Raw genomic sequence first — 20,706 nt, forward strand, 5'->3', positions numbered from 1 at the left:
CACCTTATCTGGCCTTCTTCAATACCTTGAGCCGCTGCGTCGCACGTTGCACAGCGGCCATTTTCTCGGGACGCTTCATGCGTTTCCATTTGCGGATGTCGTCCTTGCTGCGTCCGCAGCTGACGCACAGGTCACCGCTGAGCTGGCAGATGGAAATGCAGGGGTTTTCAATATCTTTGGCCAAGGTCTCACCTGGGTGCGCAGTGATGGCCGCCGTTACGCGGCGTGAAATTCGACCGTGAGGTGACTCACCTCATGGACAGGTTCAAGGCGCTCGCGAATGCTCTCGGCATTGGTCGAGCGGCCGACCACGCTGACAATCGCCGCAAATGCCTCGGGGCCGACGCGCCAGACGTGCAAGTCGGTAATCCTGGCATCGCCGGGTTGTTCAACCAACTCGCGGATCTCGGCGGCGACCTGTTCATCGGTCTGGTCCAGCAACACGCCGGCGGTGGCCTTCATCAGGCTCCAGGCCCATCGCGCAATCACGAGGGCGCCGACAATGCCCATCAGTGGGTCCAACCACACCCAACCCAGGTAGCGGCCCGCCAGTAACGCGGCGATGGCGAGCACCGAGGTCAAGGCATCGGCGATCACGTGCACATAGGCCGAGCGCATGTTGTTGTCGTGGCCGTGCGGGTGATGATCGTGGTCGTGGTCATGCCCGTGGCTATGGCCGTGACCCAGCAGCAGCGCACTGAGGATATTCACCGCCAAGCCCAACACGGCGATCAGCGTCGCTGTCCCGAACTGCACCTCGGCAGGCTGCAGCAGGCGAATCACCGACTCGATAGCAATGCCCAGGGACACCAGCGCCAGGATCAGCGCCGAGGCGAAGCCGCCCAGGTCGCCGACTTTGCCGGTGCCGAAGCTGTAGCGCGGGCTGTTCGCGTGACGTTTGGCGTAGGCGTAGGCCGCAGCGGCAATGCCCAAGGCGCCGGCATGCGTAGCCATATGAAAGCCGTCAGCCAGCAGGGCCATGGAACCGGTCAACGCGCCGGCGGCGATTTCCGCCACCATCATGACGACGGTCAGCAACACCACCCAGAGGGTGCGTCTGGCGTTTTCTTCGTGGGATGAACCGAGGAATACATGCTCGTGGGTGTGAGGCGTGAGAGTCATTTGGAATACCGCCGGATGGCTTCGAGCAATTCTTCGACCCCTTTGTTGCGAGCTTCTTCGCTAAGGGACGGATCGGCCACATGGGCCCTGGCGTGGTCTTCGATGATTTCCTCCATCAGCCCGTTGATGGCGCCACGGGTGGCGGCCACCAGATGCAGGGTCTTGGCACAGTCGGCGTCTGACTCCAGCGCTTTTTCGACTGCCTGGATTTGCCCGGCGATGCGTTTGACGCGTTTGATCAAGCTGTCTTTGTTCGCGGCTATATGGCCCACGGCATACCCCCCCTACCTATGATGGGGCGGATCATTGCATACCCCGCCCCCCTATACAACGCGAGGCGTCGAGCGGTTGCCGAGAGCTGGTATGTCATGATGTCCGAATCCGTCCTCGGCTGGTCCGGCCTGCGCCTGTTGCGTACCGGGTGGCGCGCCTACCATGGCGTCTGTAATTCACACCACGAGGACTGTCCATGAAACGCAAAGCCCTGATCGTGATCGATGCCCAGCATTCGTTCCGCCATTCCACCTACTGGTCCGAAAATGACCTGCCTGACTACCTTGCCAAACAACAGGCCCTGATTGATGGGTGTGTTCAGCGAGGCATCCCGGTGATACAAGTCTTCCATGTTGAAGACCAGGGGCATTTTTCGATGGCATCGGGCAACGTCAGAACCTTGAGCGAGTTGTCGATCGAGCCGGCCTTGGTCATCCACAAGCGCTACCACAGTGCTTTTGCCGGCACACCTCTGGCTGCACGGCTGACGGAGATGGGGGTGGACACATTGATCATCAGCGGTATTCGCACCGAACAATGCTGCGAAACCACCACGCGGCAGGCGTCGGACAGCGGCTTTAGCGTCGACTTTGTCAGCGAGGCGACGCTGACCTTCCCCATGACTCACGCGCGCAGTGCCCGGGTCTACACTGCGGCCGAGATCCGCGAGCGCACGGAGCTGGTGCTCGAAGACCGCTTTGCGCGCATCGTCACCGTCGCCCAGGTCTTGGAGGCCTGACCGTGAGCGTGCCGGTGCTGTTCGTGTTGCTGCCCAATGTACTGATGCTCGACCTGGCAGGCCCCGCCGAAGTGCTGCGCCTGGCGGCTCAGGTCGAGGACACGGCCGTCATCGATTTTGACCTGCGGTACGTCAGCCCGGTGGAGTCCCTGCAAACCTCCATCGGTTTGCCGTTGGCCGGCTTGGCGCCACTTCCAGCGGTCCTGGCACCCGGTACCCTGGTGGTGTTGGTAGGCTCCACGTCGAAGGTGAGCAAGGCACGCCAACAGGCGTTCGAGGTGGCCAGTCAGGCGCTGACCCAGTGGCTGCAGAACGTGTACGCGCCTTCGGGCGAGCGGCTGGTATGCGTCTGTGCGGGAGCGTTGAGTGCCGCCAGGGCCGGATTGCTGGATGGGCGCCAGTGCACCACGCACCATGCGCTGTGCGCCACATTGCAGGCCGTGGCGCCCAAGGCCCGGGTCCTGGAAAACCGGCTTTACGTCACCGACGGTCCGGTGAGTTGCAGCGCCGGCGTCACTGCGGGGATCGACCTGATGCTGCACCTGCTTGCCGAGCTGGCCGGCCCACGCCTGGCCTGCACGGTCGCTCGGGACATGGTGGTGTATATGCGCCGCAGTGGTGCCGACCCGCAATTGTCGCCCTGGATCGCCGGGCGTAATCATCTGCATCCGGCCGTGCATCGGGTGCAGGACGCCATCGCTGCCGCCCCCTGTGAAGCCTGGACCGTCACGCGCATGGCGGCGTTGGCCTGCACCAGCAGTCGTCACCTGGCGCGGCTGTTCCACGAGCACGTCGGTAGCAGCCCGCTCGACTACCTGCATCGGCTGCGACTGGCCGTGGCCCGTGAACTGTTGGCCGAATCGGCCCTGGGTATTGAAACGGTCGCTGAGCGCGCAGGCTTTGGTTCGGCACGCCACCTGCGGCGCATCTGGAGCAAATACGAAGCCGGCACGCCTTCCAGCCTGCGCCTTCTGGTTGATGCCGGCTGATGGTTCAGCAGGACGTGTCGGCGGGCGTGGCCGGCTCTTGAGCCGCTTCAGCCGCCAGTTTCGCGCGGTCGGCTTTGCTGATGTATTTGTCTTTGCTTTTCGGCGCCAATTTGGCGCTGGCCTTTTTGGCCTTGGCCTTGAAGAGCTGCTGGAGTTTCTTTTGGCGATTCATGTCTTTTACCTGGGTTGTACAGACCCGGATGATATCAGTTTAAAAAAACACTCCGTGATCTGCGTGCTTTCCAGCGGGGCGATGCGATACGCAACCACATCCTCAAGACACCGTTAACCCGCCGGTGCTGGCCTGGGCTCGGGTTGCGCGCCGTGCCATCACCCAAGCCAATACCGGCGCCAGGGTAAACAGCGCGAACAGCCATTGTGCCGCATTGGCGATGCCGGCATTGCCGGTCGCATCATTGATGCCCGCCACGTTGGAGATCACGCCCGCCAGTGCCGCGCCCATAGCCATGGCGAACAGTTGCAGAGTGGTAATCGACGCAGCGGCCGTGTCTTTGTCCTGCTCCGACGCCACTTGCAGAATGCGCGTCAGCAGGTGCGGCCAACCCAAGCCAATGCCGAAACCTACCAGGAACATTCCGAGGCAGATGGGCGCCAGCCGTGCCCATTCGCCCAGGCTGGCCATGGGGGTAGTGATTGCCAGCAGCACCAGTCCGCCCACGATAAACAGCGGCCCGGCGAGGATGGCGCGTTGTGCGCTGCGGCCTGTCCAGCCGGAACTGAGGATTTCCGAGACGGTCCAGCCGACGGCCATCAGTGCCGCCATATAACCGGCATACAGCGGCGACTGGCCGTGCAGGTGCTGCAGAAAGTACGGCATGAAAATTTCGCTGCTCATGCCGATCACCAGCAGGCAAATGGTTGCATAGAGCGCACAAAGCGGGGTGTTGAACCTCAACGCGTCCCTGGGCAACAGGCGGATCGAGGCGCTGGACTCGTGCCGGATCAGCAGAAATACCAGCCCGGCACAGGCCGCAATGCCCAGCAGGTTCCAGCTCGGCAGCGACGAGACGCTGCCCGCACACACGGCCAGCACCGCAGCGGCCAGCAGCACCAGTTGCGGCACGGGCAAGCGGCTGGCGCTGTCCGTGGCGTTGTCACGGGGTGGCAGCGCACGGTGAGTGAGCACGATGTAGGCGAGGCTCACCGGCACCATGGCGCCGAAGGCGTAGCGCCAGGCGTCCAGTTCGGCGAACACGCCCCCCACGGCCGGGCCTACCAGCGTTGCGACGCCCCACATGCCCGACACCAAGGCCATTGCCCGGGGCCACAGGCGTTCTTCGAACACCAATTGGATCATCGAATAACACAGGGCCAGCAACATCCCGCCGCCCAGCCCCTGGATCAAACGCCCTGCGAGCATCACCGGCATGCTCGGCGCCAGTGCGCAGATCAACACGCCGACCATGAAGATCAGCGTGGCGACGGTATAGGCCAGCCGCGGGCCGGTGTGTTGCAACAGCTTGGAGGTGAGGGCGGAACCGAGGATCGAGGCCACCACGTACAGCGTGGTGCTCCATGCATAGAGCGCCAACCCACCGATTTCAGCGACCACCGACGGCAAAATAGTGGTGGCGATGTAAGTGTTGGTGGCATAGAGCGCTATGCCGCCGGAGAGGGCGATGGAACGAGCGGCGTTCTTGCCGCGCAGCAATTCGCCCCAACTGCTGTCATGGGTTGGCATCGACTATTCCTTGTTGTGCTGTCGGGCTTGGTTTTATTTACCAAGTGATAGCTTTGAATATTGCGATGCGGCGATTTATTTTGTCAAGAAATGGCTTGGAATATTCATCGCAGGCGACCTCTGCCGCGTTCCATCGAAGGCTCAACAGCTTGCCTCCAGCGCTGATGCGACTTCCTCGGCGACCTCCCTGAATGCCCGCGCCGCCGCTGTCGGGTACACCCCTTTACGCTGCATCAACACGGCCGTGCGTTGCAGGCGCTGTGGCCCCAGTTCAATTGCGATCAAGCCCGGATGCGCCCGCGCAATGGCGGCGGGTAACAGGGTCGACAGGGTCGTCCTGCGCACCCCCTCAATCAGCGCGCCGATGACATTGGCCTCCATCACCACGCGCGGGCGAATGCCGTGTTGGTTGAAGTAGCGGTCGATTTGCTCGCGGGTAGCGAACGCTTGGCTCAACAAAATCAGGGATTCGGCGTTCAGCGCCGGCAGGCCGATAGTCCGTTCCCCGGCCAGCGGATGCTGACTGCCGACCACCAGCGCCAGGGTTTCAACCAGCAGCGGGGTGGCCTCGATGTCCTGCGCGTGCACCTCATCAAAGGCGATCCCCACGTCCAGCTCGTCGGCCAGTAGCTGGCGTTCCAGCGCTTCCTGGGCGACCTCATGCAGGCTCAAGGTGATGTTCGGATAGCGGCGGTGGAAAGCTTCCATCAGCGGCCCGACAAGGTAAGTGGTGAAGGTGGGCGTGAACGCGATCCGTAGCGACCCCCGGCTCAAATCGCCTACGTCATGAATCGCACGCTGACCTTGCTGCAGCTCCTGCGCGGCCCTCAATGCGTAACTCAGGTAAACCTCGCCGGCATCGGTCAGGCGTGTCTTGCGACCCGAGCGATCGAATAATTGCGCGCCGAGGCTTTCCTCCAACTGCCGTATTTGCTGTGAGAGCGCCGGTTGCGAGACATGCAAGGCCTCGGCCGCTTTGGTAAAGCCTGCGTGTTGTGCCACGGCCAAAAAGTACTGGATGTGCCGTGCCAGCATGTTTGATTTCATAAGATTATCTGATGCTCTGGATAATATTTGAGACTTTTACCTTATTTAGACGGATGCGTAACCTCTGCTCCATCGCATCGCGAACCCACGGAGTCACCCATGCAAGACATCATCGAAGGTTTCCTGAAGTTTCAACGCCATGCTTTCCCCGAGCGCGCCGGCTTGTTCAAAGACCTCGCCAACCAGCAGAGCCCGCGAGCGCTGTTCATCTCCTGCTCCGACAGCCGCCTGGTGCCTGAGTTAGTCACGCAGCGCGAGCCAGGCGACCTGTTCGTGATCCGCAACGCCGGCAATATCGTGCCGTCCTACGGCCCGGAGCCCGGAGGTGTGTCGGCCTCGGTGGAGTACGCGGTGGCTGCCCTGCAAGTCAGCGATATCGTGATCTGTGGGCATTCCGATTGCGGTGCGATGACCGCCATCGCCACCTGCACGTGCCTGGACCACATGCCCGCCGTGGCCGGCTGGTTGCGTTACGCCGATTCCGGCCGGGTGGTCAACGAGGCCCGCCAGCATGTCGATGTGCCCGCGAAAGTCGCCGCCATGGTGCGTGAAAACGTGATCGCGCAATTGGCCAATATCCAGACTCACCCTTCGGTTCGCCTTGCCCTTGAAGAGAGGCGGGTGACCCTGCATGGCTGGGTCTACGACATCGAAAGCGGCGGCATCCAAGCCTTCGACAACCGTACCGGCAAGTTCGTCGCCCTCGCCGACAACCCGAGCGTGCGGGCCGTTTCGCACTAACCCCTGATGTTTACCCACGGAGATAAACCCATGATCCAGTCGCAAATCAGCCAGAACACCCGCCTTGCCCTGACCGACGTCATCCTGTTGGCCAAGGCCCGCAAAGACCTGTCGTTCGCCCAGATTGCCGAAGGCACCGGTCTGCATGAAGCCTTCGTTACCGCCGCTTTGCTAGGCCAGCACCCACTGCCGGCGGACGCCGCGCAAAAGGTGGCCGACACCCTGGGCCTGGACGCGGACGCGGTCGCCCTGCTGCAAACGATTCCGTTGCGCGGCAGCCTCGGCAACGGCATTCCCACCGACCCGACGATCTACCGCTTCTACGAAATGATTCAGGTCTATGGCACCACGCTCAAGGCGCTGGTTCACGAGAAGTTTGGCGACGGCATCATCAGCGCCATCAACTTCAAGCTGGACGTCAAAAAGGTCGATGATCCGGACGGCGGCTCCCGCGCCGTGATCACTCTGGATGGCAAATACCTGCCGACCAAACCGTTCTGATCGCGAGATAAAAAAAACGGCGCCGTGAGGCGCCGGTTCACGTTGCAGCAAAATCCAGCAGGTCTCGGGCTCCGAATGACTACGGCGCTTCGAAGCCCTCGTAATTCAGGGAAATCCCATCGTCTTTGGGGTAGCTCACATACACCACTACCGCATCGCTGTTATCCACCAGCGCGAACGGCCATTTGCCGTTGGCCTTGCGCATGCGTTCATACAACGGCAGGTAAAAATCCTTGGTCTGGCCGCGCGGGTCGTAGGGCGCTTGCACATGGAAAACCGGGTAGTGCCCATCGTTGCAGAGCTGGATGCGTTCAAGCTGGAAATGGTTTTTCTCCAGCAGCGCACGGGTCGGGTGCTGCCAGGTGGCGAGATCGACGTCTTGGCAGTCGTGGGCGGTGTCGGTGTAGAGCGTGGTGTCTTTCAGGACGGGGAGCGCGCAGGCCACACCGGGTAAAAGCACCAGTACCCAGGCGGCGAGGGAAACTTTCATTGTTTAACGTCCTTGATATGGGGGGGCACATCATGACGTGAAATGGGCGGGTTGAGTAGAGGCTGTGCGGGACTAGGAAGTTGCTGACGAAGTCTTACTTTCAGGTATTACAGATGAGGACTTCGTGTTTTTAGGACGTTGTGGGGTTACTTGAGTTGATAAAACGTGCAAGGGTAATGGCGTGATTCATACGGCTGGATTGATTGGAACCTTAGGTACTCAACTTTTGACGCTATGGTGATGATTATGAAAAGCTCGACGGCTTTGTGGTTTTGTGTGAGTGCGCGAAATTTTATTCTAGCTTTGTTAGGGGCAGCGCTGATTTCTGCCAGCGGAGAAGTTTTCGCGTTGGAGCGACTGATCACTAAAACAAGTGCGCCTGGCTCTGTCCTTGTTCTGTCGACTTCGAATGAGGATCCAGGCTTCGGATCGACAAGTTTTTATGTTAATACCGCGGATATCCCCACAGGTACCCTTACCGATCCCAAGCAGTTGTTGGAGATCCAATGGAGAGCGACCTATTACCCTCAAAGTATCAAGGAGGAAGTGAAATTGTGTTACTACCGTCCCTACAGCTCTCAAGAGAACTGTGCCGTTATTTATCCTAATACCTCCGGAACGCTGACGGACTTTAATGATCAGGCTTTCAATCATGGTTCACGAGTAATTATCCGACATTCTGTCTGGGGAGGGATTCCACCTTTGGCACACCCCGCGGGAGTAGATTCGGTAACATTCAGATATAGGGATTAATGAAGTGTAATGTTTGTTCGGTCAAATTTGGTGTGAGCTGTTTTGCGTAGTGATAATTCAGGGTTGTTTTTATATAGCAACGTTGTTCAGGGGTGCATGCCCATGATTATTTTAAGTTCTTATACATCCTTGCCTGACAGCCGTGTGGCAGGCAAGGCTGGTAACGTTGCTATTCCGTCCCTCGCTCTACCTGATAAAAATAAGATGGATGTCGTTGTTTTCACGGGTGGAGACCCTGCAACCAGCAGCGTTTCGCCGCTTGCTCGTCAGTTGAATGAAGCCGCAACGCGTGCTGAAGCCCGTATCGACCAGAAGAACACCAACCCAATCGATTCGATTATCGGCACCCACTATCTCGCCAATAAAACACAGCATGATGTAGAGATTCCCGACACGATTGATCCGGAGCTTCTGGCACGTGCCCGTCAAGCGACAGGTTTCGTCAACGGAGTCGACAGCAATCCTTTTAAAGGCCTTGTGCGTGACCAGCTCAGCTTGATTGCGCATGACGAGGGTGGTTCTTTCACCATCAATGAGCGGCGTGCGGCATGGGAAGAGTTGCAATCAACGCCAGCGCCCAGCTTGAAGTCGATACCTGTCAACGGGCGAGACCTGATGATTTCGCGCTTGTTTCGCGGCAGTGAGCCACCCGTTGCCCTTCCACCTGCCACCTTCTACAACATGGCTCAAAACCCCTGCGACTTTCTTACCATTGAGGATCGAAACTTAATTGCGGATATGTTTGCTTATGCTCAAGCGGAGGGCGCTAACTTGGCTCATGTCACCCAAGTGGCCGTGGTCCTGGGTGACTATCGGCGCTCCAGTGACGGTCGGCAAACGGTGGGTGGCAATAATGGTTATGACGCCAACGGCTACCGGGTCACTTTCGATTTCAAGAAAGAGGAGGCGCAGATCGCCTCTCGCATCCTGAACGGTTCGGCGATCAACAGCACCCGTATCGATCAGGGTTTTTTGCGGTACATCCTGCATCCGGACCACGGGGCGTTCACCAACCTTGGCGGCATACCGTTCCTGGAGCGAATGGTGAACAAATTCTCCAATGAAGGCGATGATCAACCGCCCCTTGGCAGCGAGTTCGCCACCTTCAAAAAAATCAGCTTCGAAGACTATGCCGTTCGTACCACAAACAAGGCCATAAGGCTGCCGCCCGACAAATCAGTCGCCGTCGTCATCAACGGTGTCTGGAGCCTCACCGAATATGGCAAGGTTTGCGGTTATGCGATCGACTCGGCCACTGGCAGATTGAGCACGCCGTCGGACTCCCCTGGCGAGAAAACGCCGCCACCCTCAACCTTGGGTGTACCTGCCACCGACGCGGCTAATCGCACGATTTTGGATGCCCTTGCAGAGACCCGCGATCAGCCCATCCCGCGCTGGATCTGGCCTGGACACTTATTCACGATATTGAGAAATATCAAGCCCTGATACCTCAGGCCGCCAACCTGACAATGCGCTGCATCGAACGACGTGCCTAGCGCACCAGGCAAGGCTGCTTGTTATTGAAGCGCCAGCCCGGAATCAGGAACTGCATGGCCACGCTGTCATCCCGCGCACCCAGGCCCATGCCTTTATAGACTTCGTGGGCCTTGGCCACTGCGTCCATGTCGATCTCCACACCCAGGCCCGGCTTGGCCGGCACCTTCACGTAGCCACCTTCGATTTTCAGCGGTTCGCGCGTCAGGCGTTGGCCGTCCTGCCAGATCCAGTGGGTGTCGATGGCCGTGATATCACCGGGTGCCGCCGCCGCGACCTGGGTGAACATCGCCAGGGAAATATCGAAGTGGTTGTTGGAGTGTGAACCCCAGGTCAGGCCCCAGTCGTTGCACATCTGCGCCACGCGCACCGAGCCTTGCATCGTCCAGAAATGCGGATCGGCGAGGGGAATGTCCACGGACTGCAACTGGATGGCGTGGCCCATTTCGCGCCAGTCGGTGGCGATCATATTGGTCGCGGTCTTGAGGCCCGTGGCACGGCGGAATTCAGCCATGACTTCGCGGCCTGAATAGCCGTTTTCCGCACCGCATGGGTCCTCGGCATAGGCGAGCACATGGTGTTGGTCGCGGCACAGGCGGATGGCTTCCTTGAGTGACCAGGCCCCGTTCGGGTCGAGGGTGATGCGCGCATCTGGGAAGCGTTCGGCGAGGGCGGTAACCGCTTCGATTTCCGCATCGCCGCTCAAGACACCACCCTTGAGCTTGAAGTCGCTGAAGCCATATCTGGCTTTGGCGGCTTCGGCCAGGCGCACCACGGCCTCACTGGTCAGGGCCGGTTCGTGGCGCAAGCGCAACCACTCGTCCTCTGCGTGCGCCTCGTTGCGGTAGGCCAGGTTGGTCGTTGTGCGGTCGCCGATATAGAACAGGTAACCGAGCATTTTTACCGCATCGCGCTGTTGGCCTTCGCCGAGCAGGGCGGCCACCGGCACTTCAAGGTATTGGCCCAGCAGGTCGAGCAGGGCCGCTTCCACGGCGGTGACCGCATGGATGGTGATGCGCAGGTCAAAGGTCTGCAGCCCACGGCCCGCAGCATCGCGTGAGGCAAAGGTGCTGCGCATCTGGTTGAGGATGCGCTGGTACTGGCCGATGGGTTGGCCGACTACCAGGCTGCGCGCGTCCTCCAGGGTTTCGCGGATGCGTTCGCCGCCGGGCACTTCACCGACGCCGGTATGGCCGCTGCTGTCCTTGAGAATCACGATATTGCGGGTAAAGAAGGGGCCGTGGGCGCCGCTCAGGTTCAGCAGCATGCTGTCATGGCCGGCCACGGGGATGACTTGGAAGTGGGTGATGACGGGGGTAGTCATGGTGATGTCCTGAATGGGCTCAAAGAGGTTTGCTGATAGCGGTGGCCGTTGGTGTAACGCTTGGCGCAGGCAGCGCGGCAGAGGGCGACGTCTTGGCGAAGAACACCAGGATCGCCGCCAGCACCGAGGTGCCGGCCAGGCCATAGAGGCCGCCCTGGATCGAGCCGGTGGTCTGCTCCAGAAAGCCGAACGTGGTCGGTGCCACAAAACCGCCCAGGTTGCCGATGGAGTTGATCAGGGCGATCACGGCGGCGGCGATGCGCACGTCCAGGTAACCCTGGGGGATTGGCCAGAACAGCGAAGAGGCGGACTTGAAACCGATGGCCGCAAAACAGATTGCCACAAAGGCAAAGATCGGTCCGCCGGTGGTGGACATGAACATGCCCGCTGCGGCAATCAGCAGCGCAGCGGCAACCCAGGCCTGCTGGAACTTGAATTTGCCCGATAGCGCGGCGAAGGCATACATGGCGATGATCGAGATCAACCACGGGATCGAGTTGAAAAAACCGACCTGCACGTCGTTCAAATCGCCCATCTTCTTGATGATGCTGGGCAGCCAGAAGGTGGCCGCGTAGATCGTCAGTTGGATGCAGAAATACAAGGCGCAGAACAACAGGATCTGACGGTCCTTGAGCAGCTTGCCGAGGGTCGGCTTGACCGTGGTCAGCGCTTCACGGTCGCGCTGCTCCTGGTCGATGGCGCTCACCAGTGCATCCTGTTCTTCACGGGTCAGCCATTTGGCGTCGTGGGGTTTGGAGTCGAGCCAGAACCACACGAAGAACCCCAACGCCACGGACGCCAGGCCTTCGATGGCGAACATCCATTGCCAGCCGTGGAAACCGAACCCTTCGATCTGCAACAACGCGCCCGACAACGGCCCGGAAATCAGTGAGGCCACGGCCGAGCCGCTGAGGAAGATGGCGATCGCTTTGCCGCGTTCAACACCCGGCAGCCAGCGGGTGAAGTAGTAGATCACCCCCGGGAAAAAGCCCGCTTCGGCCACGCCCAGTAAAAAGCGCAGGATGTAGAAGTGGGTTTCGTTCTGGATGAACGCCATCAGCGTGGCGACGATGCCCCAGGTGAACATGATGCGGGTCAGCCAGATCCGTGCGCCGACCTTCTGCAGCAGCAGATTGGAGGGCACTTCGAAGAGCGCGTAGCCGATGAAGAACAGTCCGGCACCCAGGCCATAGGCGGCGGCGCCGATGCCCAGGTCGTGCTCCATGTGCGTGCGCACGAAGCCGATATTGACCCGGTCGATGTAGTTGAGGATGAACATGATCACGAACAGGGGGAGCACATGGCTCTTCACTTTGCTGACGGTGCGGCTGAGCACCGATTCGTTTTCTGCAGCGGCGGATGCTGGATTTGAATGGCTCATGACTCGAAAACTCCCCCTGATTTATTTTTATGCGGGTTTGTGTGTTGTTGATAGACATCATACAAGTTGTGTTCTTGGAATCGCAATTGGGTGATTGATGTTTTTGTGCTTATAAGGCCGCCATCGAAATAGATTTTATGGTTATTTTCCCATGTTTATTGGTGGTTATAGATTTTTTTGCGTTGTCGAGCAAAGCCGACGTTATCTGGGGCTGGCGGCAGAGGGCGTTGAAATGCAGATTGATCAAGTTGGTTGTCATACAAGTTGAGTGTCTTGTGAACCTAGCCTGCCAGGCTCGGATAGGGAGTGTTAAGCTCCCCCCAGCCCAACCCCGTGGACCCGCAGTGATGCCCATTGAAAACGGAACACTTGTCCGTAGACGCTCCAGCAACCTGGCCCAAGGCGTGGTCGACGCGCTGACCCAGCGCATCCTGCTCGGGCAACTCAAGCCCGGCGAAAAACTGCCGTCCGAATCCACCATCGTGCTGGAGCACGGCGTAAGTCGTACCGTGGTGCGCGAAGCCATTTCCAAATTGCAGGCATCCGGCCTGGTGGAGACGCGTCACGGTATCGGCACCTTCGTGCTGGAGCCACGCGCACAGCAGGGCTTGCGCCTGCATGTGGATACGGTCGCCAGTGTGCGCAACATGCTTGAGTTGCGCCTGGGCCTGGAGGTGCAGGCTGTGGCGCTGGCGGCACTGCGCCGGTCGGATGAACAACTGGCCCGTATGCGCCAGGCGCTGGATGACTATCAGGCATCACTGGCCAATAACGACAGTTGCGTGGAAGAAGACAAGCGCTTCCACCAATTGATCGCCGAGGCCACCGGTAATACGTTTTTCACCGAGATCATGGCGCACCTGGGCAATGCGATGATTCCGCGTACCCAGGTCAAGGGCGCCGAACGCGGCGGGGCGGATTTTGCCAGGCTGGGGCAACTGGCGAACCTGGAGCATGAGGCGATCTTCAACGCGATCAGGCGTCAGGACCCGGACGCCGCGCGGGCCGCCATGGTGTTGCATTTGACCAATAGCCGGGATCGATTTTCCGGGGAATGAAAAGGACCAACCGTTGAACGAACACACGCTGTCCATGCGCCTGGAGCGCGTGGCCGCCAACGTGCCGGCCGAATCGCGCCTGGCCGATATCGGCTCCGATCACGCTTACCTGCCGGTGGCGTTGATGCGCCGTGGCGTGATCACCGCTGCGGTGGCGGGGGAGGTTGCGAACACACCATTCCACGCCGCCCAACGTACCGTGCGCGACAATGGCCTGGAGCAACACATTACCGTGCGCCTGGCCAATGGCTTGGCGGCGATCGAGCCGGGGGACGGGATCACCGCGATCAGCCTCTGCGGCATGGGCGGCGAAACCATTCGCGACATCCTCGACGCCGGGAAGGCGTGCCTGAGCGGCCTGGAACGCCTGATCCTGCAACCCAACGGTGGTGAGCAACCGTTGCGCCAGTGGTTGATGGACAATGGCTACTCGATCCTGCACGAAGAGCTGTTGCACGAGAACCGCTTCTACTACGAAATCATCGTGGCTGAACGCGCCGGGCCCGTGACCTACAGCGCCGAACAACTGTACTTCGGCCCCCTGCAGATGCAAGCGCGCAGCCCGGTGTTCCTGGCCAAGTGGCAACGCCTGCTGCGTCAGAAGCACAAGACCCTAGCCAACCTTGAACAGGCGCGGCAAGCGGTGCCGCCGGCGAAGGTGCAGGAAGTGGCTCGAGAGGTGCGCTGGATTAGTGAGTTACTGGCGTGAAGGCGCAGGCTTCGGTCGCCTGAGGTTGACGTCTTATGCTCCAATGCGGCCCTTCATTCGCTGACCCAGGACCCCGCCATGGCCGATACCACCGACCAAGCCTTCTACGACCGTGCCGACGCGCACATCGAACTGTCGAACGAGCAGCTCAAGACCTGTGAAAACCTCGGCGAGGTCAGTGCCTCGATGATGTTCGGCACCACGCGTTTCAACGCCTGGGCCAGTGCTCGCAACTTCAAGTCCGGCGCAGAAATGGCCGAGGCGCGGGAGGCCATGCTGAAGTATTTCTGTGATCAGTACCGGATGATGCTTGAGGATAATCTGGATGATCACATCAATAATTTCAGCCGGTATATGCTGGTAAACACCGAGGGCTGATTTCAAGGCGTCTCGACGGGTTACAGACGTGCACGCAACACTGAGTGCTTTCGCCCCATTTTCGTGCGCGCCTGAGCGGGCAGCCGGTGTAGAAGCGCCTGTTTTCGGCCTCGGCACCAACGGCCCACATCTTGCTTGAGCCAGTTTAATCAATGACATGGCATTTTGCTTTTAGTCATTTCTAAGCTGTTTGGGGGAGTGGTCGGCGATGCACAGTCTTTTATCACCGGGTATCCGTTTGCTCGGCCGTTTCGGTTTCGCACGCAAGTTCCAGGTCTTGTTTTTCCTGTTCATGCTGCCCCTGGCCGCGAGTGTGTGGCTGATCGGGCAGGGCTATCGCGACAAACTCGCGGTGATTGCCAGCGAACAGTCCGGCGTTCGCCAGTTGTTGGCCCTGGACGCGCTCGACAGCCAGCTCACCGCACAACGCAACCTCGCTGCGCGCTGGAAAGCCGTGGACATCCTGCGTGCGCCAACCCCTGCCGCCCAGGCTGCGATGGACAAGGTCGATGCCGCTAACCCGCTGATCCAGCAGAGCCTGCAAGCCTTGGGTGATGTGCTCAACACTGAGCACGCCAGCGCCGACACCCTGGCGCGCTTCGAGGCGTTGCAGGCCGCCGTCAAGGGTATGGACACCCAGTCCTTGCGTGCCGTGGGCTGGTGGCCGGACGGTTATGATCGCTTTACCGCTGCCTTGACCGCCATGCAAACCCTGCGCGAGCAGATCACCCTGGATACCGGCCTGATCCTCGATCCCTGGCTGGAAACCTACCTGCTGATGCAGATTTCCAGTCAGTACACGCCGGACCTGATCGAGCGCATCGGCCGCACCGCCAGCGTCGGTGAGTCGTCCATTGCCTCGGGGCAGTTCACCTTGCAAAGCCGCTTGCAGATGCGTGACCTGCGCGGCCGTATCGGCGATGCCCGGGATCAGTTGGTCAAAGCCTCCGCGTCGCTCAAGGCCAAGCAATATCCGGGCATTGAGCCGTGGACTGCCCAATATGACAGCAGCCTGCAGTTGCTGGACAACCAACTCAAGACGTTGGACGAGGGCGTTTTCGGCGGCACCATCAAGCTCGATACTGCAGCGTTCGACAGCAGTATCGACGCCGTGCTCGATGCCCTGGGCGCGTTGCGCAGCCAGTCGCTGCACGCGCTGGATGCGCGCCTGGGTTACTACCACGGGCAATCGATCAAACAGTTCATTCCGGTGGCGGCGACGTTCAGTCTGTTGGCGTTGGCCGCACTGTACCTGTTCATGTGCCTGCAAGCCTCGATCCGCCGTAGCGCCAGCGGCATCACCACGCTGGCCGAGTCCCTGCGCGACGGCAACCTGTGTATCGAAGTGGCGGTGGAAGGCCGCGATGAACTGGCGCTGATCAGCGCCGCACTCAACGCTGCCGTGGTGCAACTGCGCACCAGCCTGTTGGGCGTCAATCACGAAACCCAGCAACTCGGTTCGGCCGTACACACCCTCAACGCACAATCGGGCAGCACCCTCACCGAGGTCGAAGACCAGCAGCACCAGATCAGCCAGATTGCCGCCGCCGCCACCCAACTGGCCGCCACTTCGATGGGTGTCGCCAGAAGTTGCGAGCAAGCCTCTGGAAGCGCCCAGCACACCCGCAGCATTGCCGAGGACAGCAGTCGCGACAGCCAGCGCACCACCGCGAGCATCCAGCAACTCAACCAGCGTCTGACCGACACCGCCAACGCCTTGGAACAGGTCAGCCAGCAAGGCCAGCAGATCCAATCGGTGGTCGATACCATTCGGGGTATTGCCGAACAGACCAACCTGCTGGCGCTCAACGCCGCTATCGAAGCCGCTCGCGCCGGCGAACAGGGGCGCGGTTTTGCCGTGGTGGCCGATGAAGTGCGCAGCCTGTCGCAACGCACCCAGGCGTCCACGGCGCAGATCGCCGGCACCGTGGACAGCCTGCGTGCAACCGTCAGCCAGGCGGTCACCCTGATGGGCGCGGCGTGCGAGCAAGCCCTGACCGACGCCGAGTCAGTCACCGGCCTGGGGGCGCGCCTGGGCGAAATCGCAGGCGCGGTACAACACGTCACCGACACCCTGGCGCAGATCGCCACAGCGGTGGAAGAACAGGCTGCCACGGCGGATGAAGTGAGCGGCAATATCCAGCAGGTCGACCAAGCGGCAGGGCGCCTGCTCGATGGCGCGCGTGCCGTGAACCAGGCGGCGGACACCTTGAGCAAAGGCAGCCGGGCATTGAGCGATAACACCGCGCGCTTTCGGTTGGGTTGAGTGTTTGTAGTGAGCGGGCTTGCCCCGCGCTGGGGGGCGTAGCCGCCCTAAACCCTGTCACTGCGGTGTTTCAGAAAGACCGAGGTGCCTGGTTTTGGGGCTGCTACGCAACCCAGCGCGGGGCGAGCCCGCTCACTACAAGTAAATTAGGTGGGCACTCCCGGGCGGTGGTGTAGTCTCTTTTCAGGACCCCCCTTTCGCTTAGCGGAGCTACCATGATCACCGTTCACCACCTCAACAACTCGCGCTCGCAACGCATCCTCTGGCTGCTCGAAGAACTCGGCCTGCCTTACGAGATCAAGCGCTACCAGCGCGATTCCAAGACCAACCTCGCGCCGCCCGAGCTTAAGGCCATCCACCCGTTGGGCAAATCCCCGGTGATCGAAGACGGTGGCCAAGTGCTGATCGAATCCGCTGCCATTATCGACTACCTGATCCGCCACCATGGCCAGGGCCGTCTGCAACCCGATCCCGCCTCGGCCACCTATGACCAATACGTGCAATGGCTGCACTTCGCCGAAGGCTCGGCGATGCTGCCGCTGATGCTCAACCTCTACGTCGGCCGCCTTGGTGACGCTGGCGCGCCGTTGCACCCGAGGATCGAATCGGAAGTGGCCAATTACCTGGGGTACCTGAACGACGTGCTGGCGGATAAAGCCTACCTGCTGGGCGATGAGCTGAGTGGCGCGGATATCCAGATGAGTTTCATCGGCGAAATCGCCAAGGCCCAGGGCAAGTTGCAGGCTTACCCGAACCTGGCGGCGTGGGTGAAAAAATTCCAGGCGCGGCCGGCGTATCGCAAGGCGGTGGAGCAGGGCGGGGAGTATGCGTTTGCCAAGTAAGGGGCTTCACGGCGTTTACAACTGTTAACGGATTGAAGGGCGCAATCGCTATAGGCTCTGCGTTGTCCGTACAGGAGCCTTCGGTCATGAACTTACGAGCTGTCGCTGCCACGTTAATTGCATTCGCGCTTTTGCTGCCGTCGCCGGCCGAGGCCGCCACGCCCATCAAGCACGTCGCCATCTACCGCGGTCCGGCGGGCTGCGATGACTGTTCCGAGAACGTGGCGAATGCCTTGCACCGCCTCAATCCCGAGTATCAGATCGATTATGTGGGCGCGCAGGAGGCCATCGACATCACGCCACAAACCCTGGCGCGCTATGACCTCTACGTGCAGCCCGGTGGCGGCCAGGACATTCCTGGTGCCCTGCGCAGCCTGGGTGATGCGCGCGCCGAGGCGATTCGCGGTTATGTCGCCGGTGGCGGGCGCTACCTGGGATTGTGCATGGGCGCCTATCTGGCGGATGACGGTAACCTCGGCCTGATCCCCCAGGACCTCGACGGCGAAGCCGGTCGCCCCGGTTTTGAAGTGCCCGGCATCGCCGACGCAGCCGTGCAGGTCATGTGGGAAGGCAAGCCTGACCATGTGTTCTTCCAGGACGGCCCTTACATTCCCGCAGCCGACCCGGCCGCGCCCTACAAAACCATCGCGACCTACCGCAACGGCGACGTCGCGGCGGCGCGCTATACCTATGAAAAGGGTGTGGTCGTGCTGAGCGGCCCGCATCCCGAGGCCGGTCGCGAATGGTTCGAGAATGCCGACATCCCGTTGAACAAAATGCCGCGTGGCGATCTGTTTGGGGCGTTGATTCGCAACTTTTGAAGCGCTTGTCATCGCGGGGCCGAACGATTGCACCGCCCCCGAATTATGCAACTCATCGGGTTCGTGAATGAGGAACAGCGCAATGAGCAAGGTATCGGGACCCGTGGGTGAAGAAGCGTTGTCGAGGCCGCAGGCGGTCAGTTTGCGGGAGTCTTTCTGGTTCTGGTTGAAGTTGGGCTTCATCAGCTTCGGCGGGCCTGCGGGGCAGATCTCGATCATGCATCAGGAATTGGTCGAGCGGCGCCGTTGGATATCCGAGCGCAGGTTCCTGCATGCGCTCAACTATTGCATGTTGCTGCCTGGGCCGGAGGCTCAGCAGTTGGCGACCTACATCGGCTGGCTGATGCATCGAACCTGGGGCGGGGTGGTCGCGGGTGGGCTGTTCGTGCTGCCTTCGCTGGTCATCCTGATCGCTTTGTCATGGCTGTATGTTGCGTTCGGCGAAGTGCCGGTGGTGGCGGGCCTGTTTTATGGCATCAAGCCTGCCGTGACCGCCATCGTTGTGCAGGCAGCCCACAGGATCGGCTCGCGAGCGCTGAAGAACCATTGGCTATGGGCGATAGCGGCCGCTTCATTCAGCGCAATTTTCGCGTTCAATGTCCCATTCCCGTTGATTGTCCTGGGGGCGGCATTGATCGGTTATGTCGGGGGACGCCTGGCACCCGAGAAATTCAGAACAGGGGGGCATAGTGCCGCCAAGAGAACGTTTGGCCCGGCCTTGATCGATGACGACACTCCGTCCCCGGAGCATGCCCGGTTCAGCTGGTTGAAATTGGCATCGCTCGCTCTGCTTGGCGTTGCACTGTGGGCATTGCCAATGGCTATTTTGGTCTTGTTGTTTGGCTGGCAGGGCACGTTGACCCAGATGGGCTGGTTCTTTACCAAGGCTGCGCTGCTAACGTTTGGCGGTGCCTACGCGGTGCTCCCTTATGTCTACCAAGGAGCGGTGGGGCACTATGGCTGGCTGACCCCGACACAGATGATTGACGGGCTGGCGCTAGGAGAAACCACGCCCGGGCCGCTGATCATGGTGGTGGCCTTCGTCGGCTTCGTTGGCGCCTACGTCTCGCAGGTGTTTGGCGCCGATCAAATGTTTCTGGCTGGGGCTGTCGCCGCGTCTCTGGTGACATGGTTCACCTTCCTGCCCTCATTTCTGTTCATTCTTGCCGGTGGCCCGCTGGTGGAGTCGACCCACAACGAACTCAGGTTCACCGCACCATTGACCGCTATTACCGCTGCCGTGGTTGGCGTGATCCTGAACCTGGCGTGCTTCTTCGGTTATCACGTGCTGTGGCCAAAGGGTTTCAGCGCCAGCCTTGATTGGCCTTCCGCGTTGATCGCCCTGATGGCGGCGATCGCTCTGTTTTATTTCAAGCGCGGGGTGATTCAGGTATTGATCGCTTGCGCGCTGGTCGGTTTGGCGGTGCATCTGTTGCGCTAAGAGTCGTGGCCCTGTTGCACAGTTGGCCGCTGGAAAACGATTGAAAGGGATGACCATGACATTGACCGTCAAAACTCTGCTCGACCTGGCCATGGCCAACCCTATCAACGCCGAAATCACCGCGCGCCTGCCTGACCTCGGGGTGGACCAGTGTTTCCTCACGGCGGGCTGCCTGTTCCAGGCGGTGTGGAATCATCAGGCGAAGCTGCCTGCAGACCAGGGCGTCAAGGACTACGACGTTTTTTACTTCGATACGGACTTGTCCTACGAGGCCGAGGATGCGGTGATCCGTTCGGCCGAAGTGCTGTTCCAGGACCTGGGCGTCAACGTTGAGGTGAAGAATCAGGCGCGGGTGCACCTTTGGTACGCTCAGCGGTTCGGTCGGCCTTATCCGCAGTTGCACACGGCCAGGCAGGGGATTGATCGTTACCTGGTGGCGGGTACGTGCATCGGCCTGGAGATTGCGACGGGCGAGGTGTATGCGCCGTACGGGTTGGAGGATGTGGCGCAGGGGGTGCTGCGTATCAACCCGCAGCATCCGGAGCCGGCATTGTTTGCGCAGAAGGCCAGGAGTTACCAGGCGCGTTGGCCTTGGTTGAGGGTTGTGGCGCCTGCTTAGCTTGCGTACGCCAGTG

At 60.5% G+C, this 20,706-nt stretch carries 22 protein-coding genes; 13 read left to right on the top strand and 9 right to left on the bottom strand.

Going from position 1 to position 20,706, the window contains the following annotated elements; all coding sequences use genetic code 11:
* Positions 1–4: 4 nt before the first annotated feature.
* From ACQRBT_RS17850 to ACQRBT_RS17860, 3 genes are read right to left on the bottom strand one after another with little or no spacing between them, the layout of a single operon-like run.
* Positions 5–184 carry a DUF1289 domain-containing protein gene (locus ACQRBT_RS17850; RefSeq protein WP_412046360.1) on the bottom strand — a complete coding sequence of 60 codons (180 nt, stop codon included), beginning with the start codon at positions 182–184 and terminating at the stop codon, positions 5–7.
* Between the two features lie 32 nt (positions 185–216).
* Positions 217–1,122: a CDF family Co(II)/Ni(II) efflux transporter DmeF gene (dmeF, locus tag ACQRBT_RS17855; RefSeq protein ID WP_412046359.1), complete on the bottom strand. Its 906-nt coding sequence runs from the start codon at positions 1,120–1,122 to the stop codon at positions 217–219.
* A complete protein-coding gene (locus tag ACQRBT_RS17860) occupies positions 1,119–1,394 on the bottom strand; it encodes a metal/formaldehyde-sensitive transcriptional repressor (protein WP_060755830.1) in 276 nt (91 codons plus the stop codon). The genes dmeF and ACQRBT_RS17860 overlap by 4 nt, the downstream gene beginning before the upstream one ends.
* Before the next feature lie 197 nt (positions 1,395–1,591).
* On the opposite strand from ACQRBT_RS17860, the gene ACQRBT_RS17865 reads away from it, so the two are divergent.
* Entirely contained in the window at positions 1,592–2,134 is a 543-nt protein-coding gene (locus ACQRBT_RS17865) for a cysteine hydrolase family protein (RefSeq protein ID WP_412046358.1), read from the top strand.
* 2 nt (positions 2,135–2,136) lie between these two features.
* On the top strand, positions 2,137–3,123 hold the full coding sequence (locus ACQRBT_RS17870) for a GlxA family transcriptional regulator (protein WP_412046357.1): 987 nt from the start codon (positions 2,137–2,139) through the stop codon (positions 3,121–3,123).
* Between the two features lie 4 nt (positions 3,124–3,127).
* Here ACQRBT_RS17870 and ACQRBT_RS17875 read toward each other — a convergent pair whose 3' ends face one another.
* From ACQRBT_RS17875 to cynR, 3 genes are all read right to left on the bottom strand, one after another.
* Entirely contained in the window at positions 3,128–3,295 is a 168-nt protein-coding gene (locus tag ACQRBT_RS17875; RefSeq protein ID WP_090369737.1) for a DUF2986 domain-containing protein, read from the bottom strand.
* A 102-nt stretch (positions 3,296–3,397) separates the two neighbouring features.
* The gene (locus tag ACQRBT_RS17880; protein WP_412046356.1) at positions 3,398–4,825 is read right to left on the bottom strand and encodes an MFS transporter; all 1,428 of its coding nucleotides are present in this window, start codon (positions 4,823–4,825) and stop codon (positions 3,398–3,400) included.
* A gap of 141 nt (positions 4,826–4,966) precedes the next feature.
* Positions 4,967–5,860 (bottom strand): transcriptional regulator CynR, encoded by an 894-nt coding sequence (gene cynR, locus ACQRBT_RS17885; protein ID WP_412046355.1) that lies wholly within the window; start codon positions 5,858–5,860, stop codon positions 4,967–4,969.
* A 111-nt stretch (positions 5,861–5,971) separates the two neighbouring features.
* On the opposite strand from cynR, the gene ACQRBT_RS17890 reads away from it, so the two are divergent.
* On the top strand, positions 5,972–6,613 hold the full coding sequence (locus tag ACQRBT_RS17890; protein ID WP_060755825.1) for a carbonic anhydrase: 642 nt from the start codon (positions 5,972–5,974) through the stop codon (positions 6,611–6,613).
* A 30-nt stretch (positions 6,614–6,643) separates the two neighbouring features.
* Entirely contained in the window at positions 6,644–7,114 is a 471-nt protein-coding gene (gene cynS, locus ACQRBT_RS17895; RefSeq protein ID WP_060755824.1) for a cyanase, read from the top strand.
* 79 nt (positions 7,115–7,193) lie between these two features.
* Here the strand turns inward: cynS and ACQRBT_RS17900 are convergent, their stop codons facing one another.
* Positions 7,194–7,604: a hypothetical protein gene (locus tag ACQRBT_RS17900; RefSeq protein ID WP_244385406.1), complete on the bottom strand. Its 411-nt coding sequence runs from the start codon at positions 7,602–7,604 to the stop codon at positions 7,194–7,196.
* Positions 7,605–8,459: 855 nt separating this feature from the next.
* Between ACQRBT_RS17900 and ACQRBT_RS17905 the strand changes: the two genes are divergently transcribed.
* Complete coding sequence (locus ACQRBT_RS17905) at positions 8,460–9,803, top strand: hypothetical protein (protein WP_412046354.1); 1,344 nt, start codon at positions 8,460–8,462, stop codon at positions 9,801–9,803.
* A 46-nt stretch (positions 9,804–9,849) separates the two neighbouring features.
* Here the strand turns inward: ACQRBT_RS17905 and gudD are convergent, their stop codons facing one another.
* Together gudD and ACQRBT_RS17915 are read right to left on the bottom strand one after the other, a co-directional pair.
* Positions 9,850–11,175, bottom strand: a complete 1,326-nt coding sequence (gudD, locus tag ACQRBT_RS17910; RefSeq protein WP_412046353.1) for a glucarate dehydratase — start codon at positions 11,173–11,175, stop codon at positions 9,850–9,852.
* A gap of 19 nt (positions 11,176–11,194) precedes the next feature.
* Entirely contained in the window at positions 11,195–12,556 is a 1,362-nt protein-coding gene (locus tag ACQRBT_RS17915) for an MFS transporter (RefSeq protein WP_412046352.1), read from the bottom strand.
* A gap of 347 nt (positions 12,557–12,903) precedes the next feature.
* On the opposite strand from ACQRBT_RS17915, the gene ACQRBT_RS17920 reads away from it, so the two are divergent.
* The 8 genes from ACQRBT_RS17920 to ACQRBT_RS17955 all read left to right on the top strand — a co-directional run bounded on the left by ACQRBT_RS17920 (position 12,904) and on the right by ACQRBT_RS17955 (position 20,690).
* Entirely contained in the window at positions 12,904–13,614 is a 711-nt protein-coding gene (locus tag ACQRBT_RS17920) for a FadR/GntR family transcriptional regulator (RefSeq protein ID WP_060755818.1), read from the top strand.
* A 13-nt stretch (positions 13,615–13,627) separates the two neighbouring features.
* Positions 13,628–14,323 carry a tRNA (adenine(22)-N(1))-methyltransferase gene (locus ACQRBT_RS17925; protein WP_412046351.1) on the top strand — a complete coding sequence of 232 codons (696 nt, stop codon included), beginning with the start codon at positions 13,628–13,630 and terminating at the stop codon, positions 14,321–14,323.
* A gap of 78 nt (positions 14,324–14,401) precedes the next feature.
* Positions 14,402–14,701 (top strand): DUF3144 domain-containing protein, encoded by a 300-nt coding sequence (locus ACQRBT_RS17930; protein ID WP_090369759.1) that lies wholly within the window; start codon positions 14,402–14,404, stop codon positions 14,699–14,701.
* Between the two features lie 208 nt (positions 14,702–14,909).
* The gene (locus tag ACQRBT_RS17935) at positions 14,910–16,967 is read left to right on the top strand and encodes a methyl-accepting chemotaxis protein (RefSeq protein ID WP_412046350.1); all 2,058 of its coding nucleotides are present in this window, start codon (positions 14,910–14,912) and stop codon (positions 16,965–16,967) included.
* A gap of 215 nt (positions 16,968–17,182) precedes the next feature.
* Positions 17,183–17,809, top strand: coding sequence for a glutathione S-transferase family protein (locus tag ACQRBT_RS17940; RefSeq protein ID WP_412046349.1), 627 nt, complete (start codon positions 17,183–17,185; stop codon positions 17,807–17,809).
* An 86-nt stretch (positions 17,810–17,895) separates the two neighbouring features.
* Positions 17,896–18,630, top strand: coding sequence for a BPL-N domain-containing protein (locus tag ACQRBT_RS17945; RefSeq protein WP_412046348.1), 735 nt, complete (start codon positions 17,896–17,898; stop codon positions 18,628–18,630).
* Between the two features lie 82 nt (positions 18,631–18,712).
* The gene (gene chrA, locus ACQRBT_RS17950) at positions 18,713–20,071 is read left to right on the top strand and encodes a chromate efflux transporter (protein WP_412046347.1); all 1,359 of its coding nucleotides are present in this window, start codon (positions 18,713–18,715) and stop codon (positions 20,069–20,071) included.
* A 55-nt stretch (positions 20,072–20,126) separates the two neighbouring features.
* Positions 20,127–20,690 carry a nucleotidyltransferase family protein gene (locus ACQRBT_RS17955; RefSeq protein ID WP_412046516.1) on the top strand — a complete coding sequence of 188 codons (564 nt, stop codon included), beginning with the start codon at positions 20,127–20,129 and terminating at the stop codon, positions 20,688–20,690.
* Positions 20,691–20,706 lie beyond the last annotated feature (16 nt).

Origin of the sequence: Pseudomonas sp. R19M (assembly GCF_050312585.1) — a bacterium.
Classification (GTDB): Bacteria; Pseudomonadota; Gammaproteobacteria; order Pseudomonadales; family Pseudomonadaceae; genus Aquipseudomonas; species Aquipseudomonas palleroniana.

Coding starts and splice junctions, on each gene's coding strand:
- ACQRBT_RS17920 (WP_060755818.1), top strand. CDS start 12,904: ATGCCCATTGAAAACGGAACACTTGTCCGTAGACGCTCCAGCAACCTG.
- cynS (WP_060755824.1), top strand. CDS start 6,644: ATGATCCAGTCGCAAATCAGCCAGAACACCCGCCTTGCCCTGACCGAC.
- ACQRBT_RS17940 (WP_412046349.1), top strand. CDS start 17,183: ATGATCACCGTTCACCACCTCAACAACTCGCGCTCGCAACGCATCCTC.
- ACQRBT_RS17865 (WP_412046358.1), top strand. CDS start 1,592: ATGAAACGCAAAGCCCTGATCGTGATCGATGCCCAGCATTCGTTCCGC.
- ACQRBT_RS17880 (WP_412046356.1), bottom strand. CDS start 4,825: ATGCCAACCCATGACAGCAGTTGGGGCGAATTGCTGCGCGGCAAGAAC.
- ACQRBT_RS17955 (WP_412046516.1), top strand. CDS start 20,127: ATGACATTGACCGTCAAAACTCTGCTCGACCTGGCCATGGCCAACCCT.
- ACQRBT_RS17935 (WP_412046350.1), top strand. CDS start 14,910: ATGCACAGTCTTTTATCACCGGGTATCCGTTTGCTCGGCCGTTTCGGT.
- ACQRBT_RS17930 (WP_090369759.1), top strand. CDS start 14,402: ATGGCCGATACCACCGACCAAGCCTTCTACGACCGTGCCGACGCGCAC.
- ACQRBT_RS17905 (WP_412046354.1), top strand. CDS start 8,460: ATGATTATTTTAAGTTCTTATACATCCTTGCCTGACAGCCGTGTGGCA.
- ACQRBT_RS17900 (WP_244385406.1), bottom strand. CDS start 7,604: ATGAAAGTTTCCCTCGCCGCCTGGGTACTGGTGCTTTTACCCGGTGTG.
- cynR (WP_412046355.1), bottom strand. CDS start 5,860: ATGCTGGCACGGCACATCCAGTACTTTTTGGCCGTGGCACAACACGCA.
- ACQRBT_RS17875 (WP_090369737.1), bottom strand. CDS start 3,295: ATGAATCGCCAAAAGAAACTCCAGCAGCTCTTCAAGGCCAAGGCCAAA.
- ACQRBT_RS17915 (WP_412046352.1), bottom strand. CDS start 12,556: ATGAGCCATTCAAATCCAGCATCCGCCGCTGCAGAAAACGAATCGGTG.
- gudD (WP_412046353.1), bottom strand. CDS start 11,175: ATGACTACCCCCGTCATCACCCACTTCCAAGTCATCCCCGTGGCCGGC.
- ACQRBT_RS17945 (WP_412046348.1), top strand. CDS start 17,896: ATGAACTTACGAGCTGTCGCTGCCACGTTAATTGCATTCGCGCTTTTG.
- dmeF (WP_412046359.1), bottom strand. CDS start 1,122: ATGACTCTCACGCCTCACACCCACGAGCATGTATTCCTCGGTTCATCC.
- chrA (WP_412046347.1), top strand. CDS start 18,713: ATGAGCAAGGTATCGGGACCCGTGGGTGAAGAAGCGTTGTCGAGGCCG.
- ACQRBT_RS17890 (WP_060755825.1), top strand. CDS start 5,972: ATGCAAGACATCATCGAAGGTTTCCTGAAGTTTCAACGCCATGCTTTC.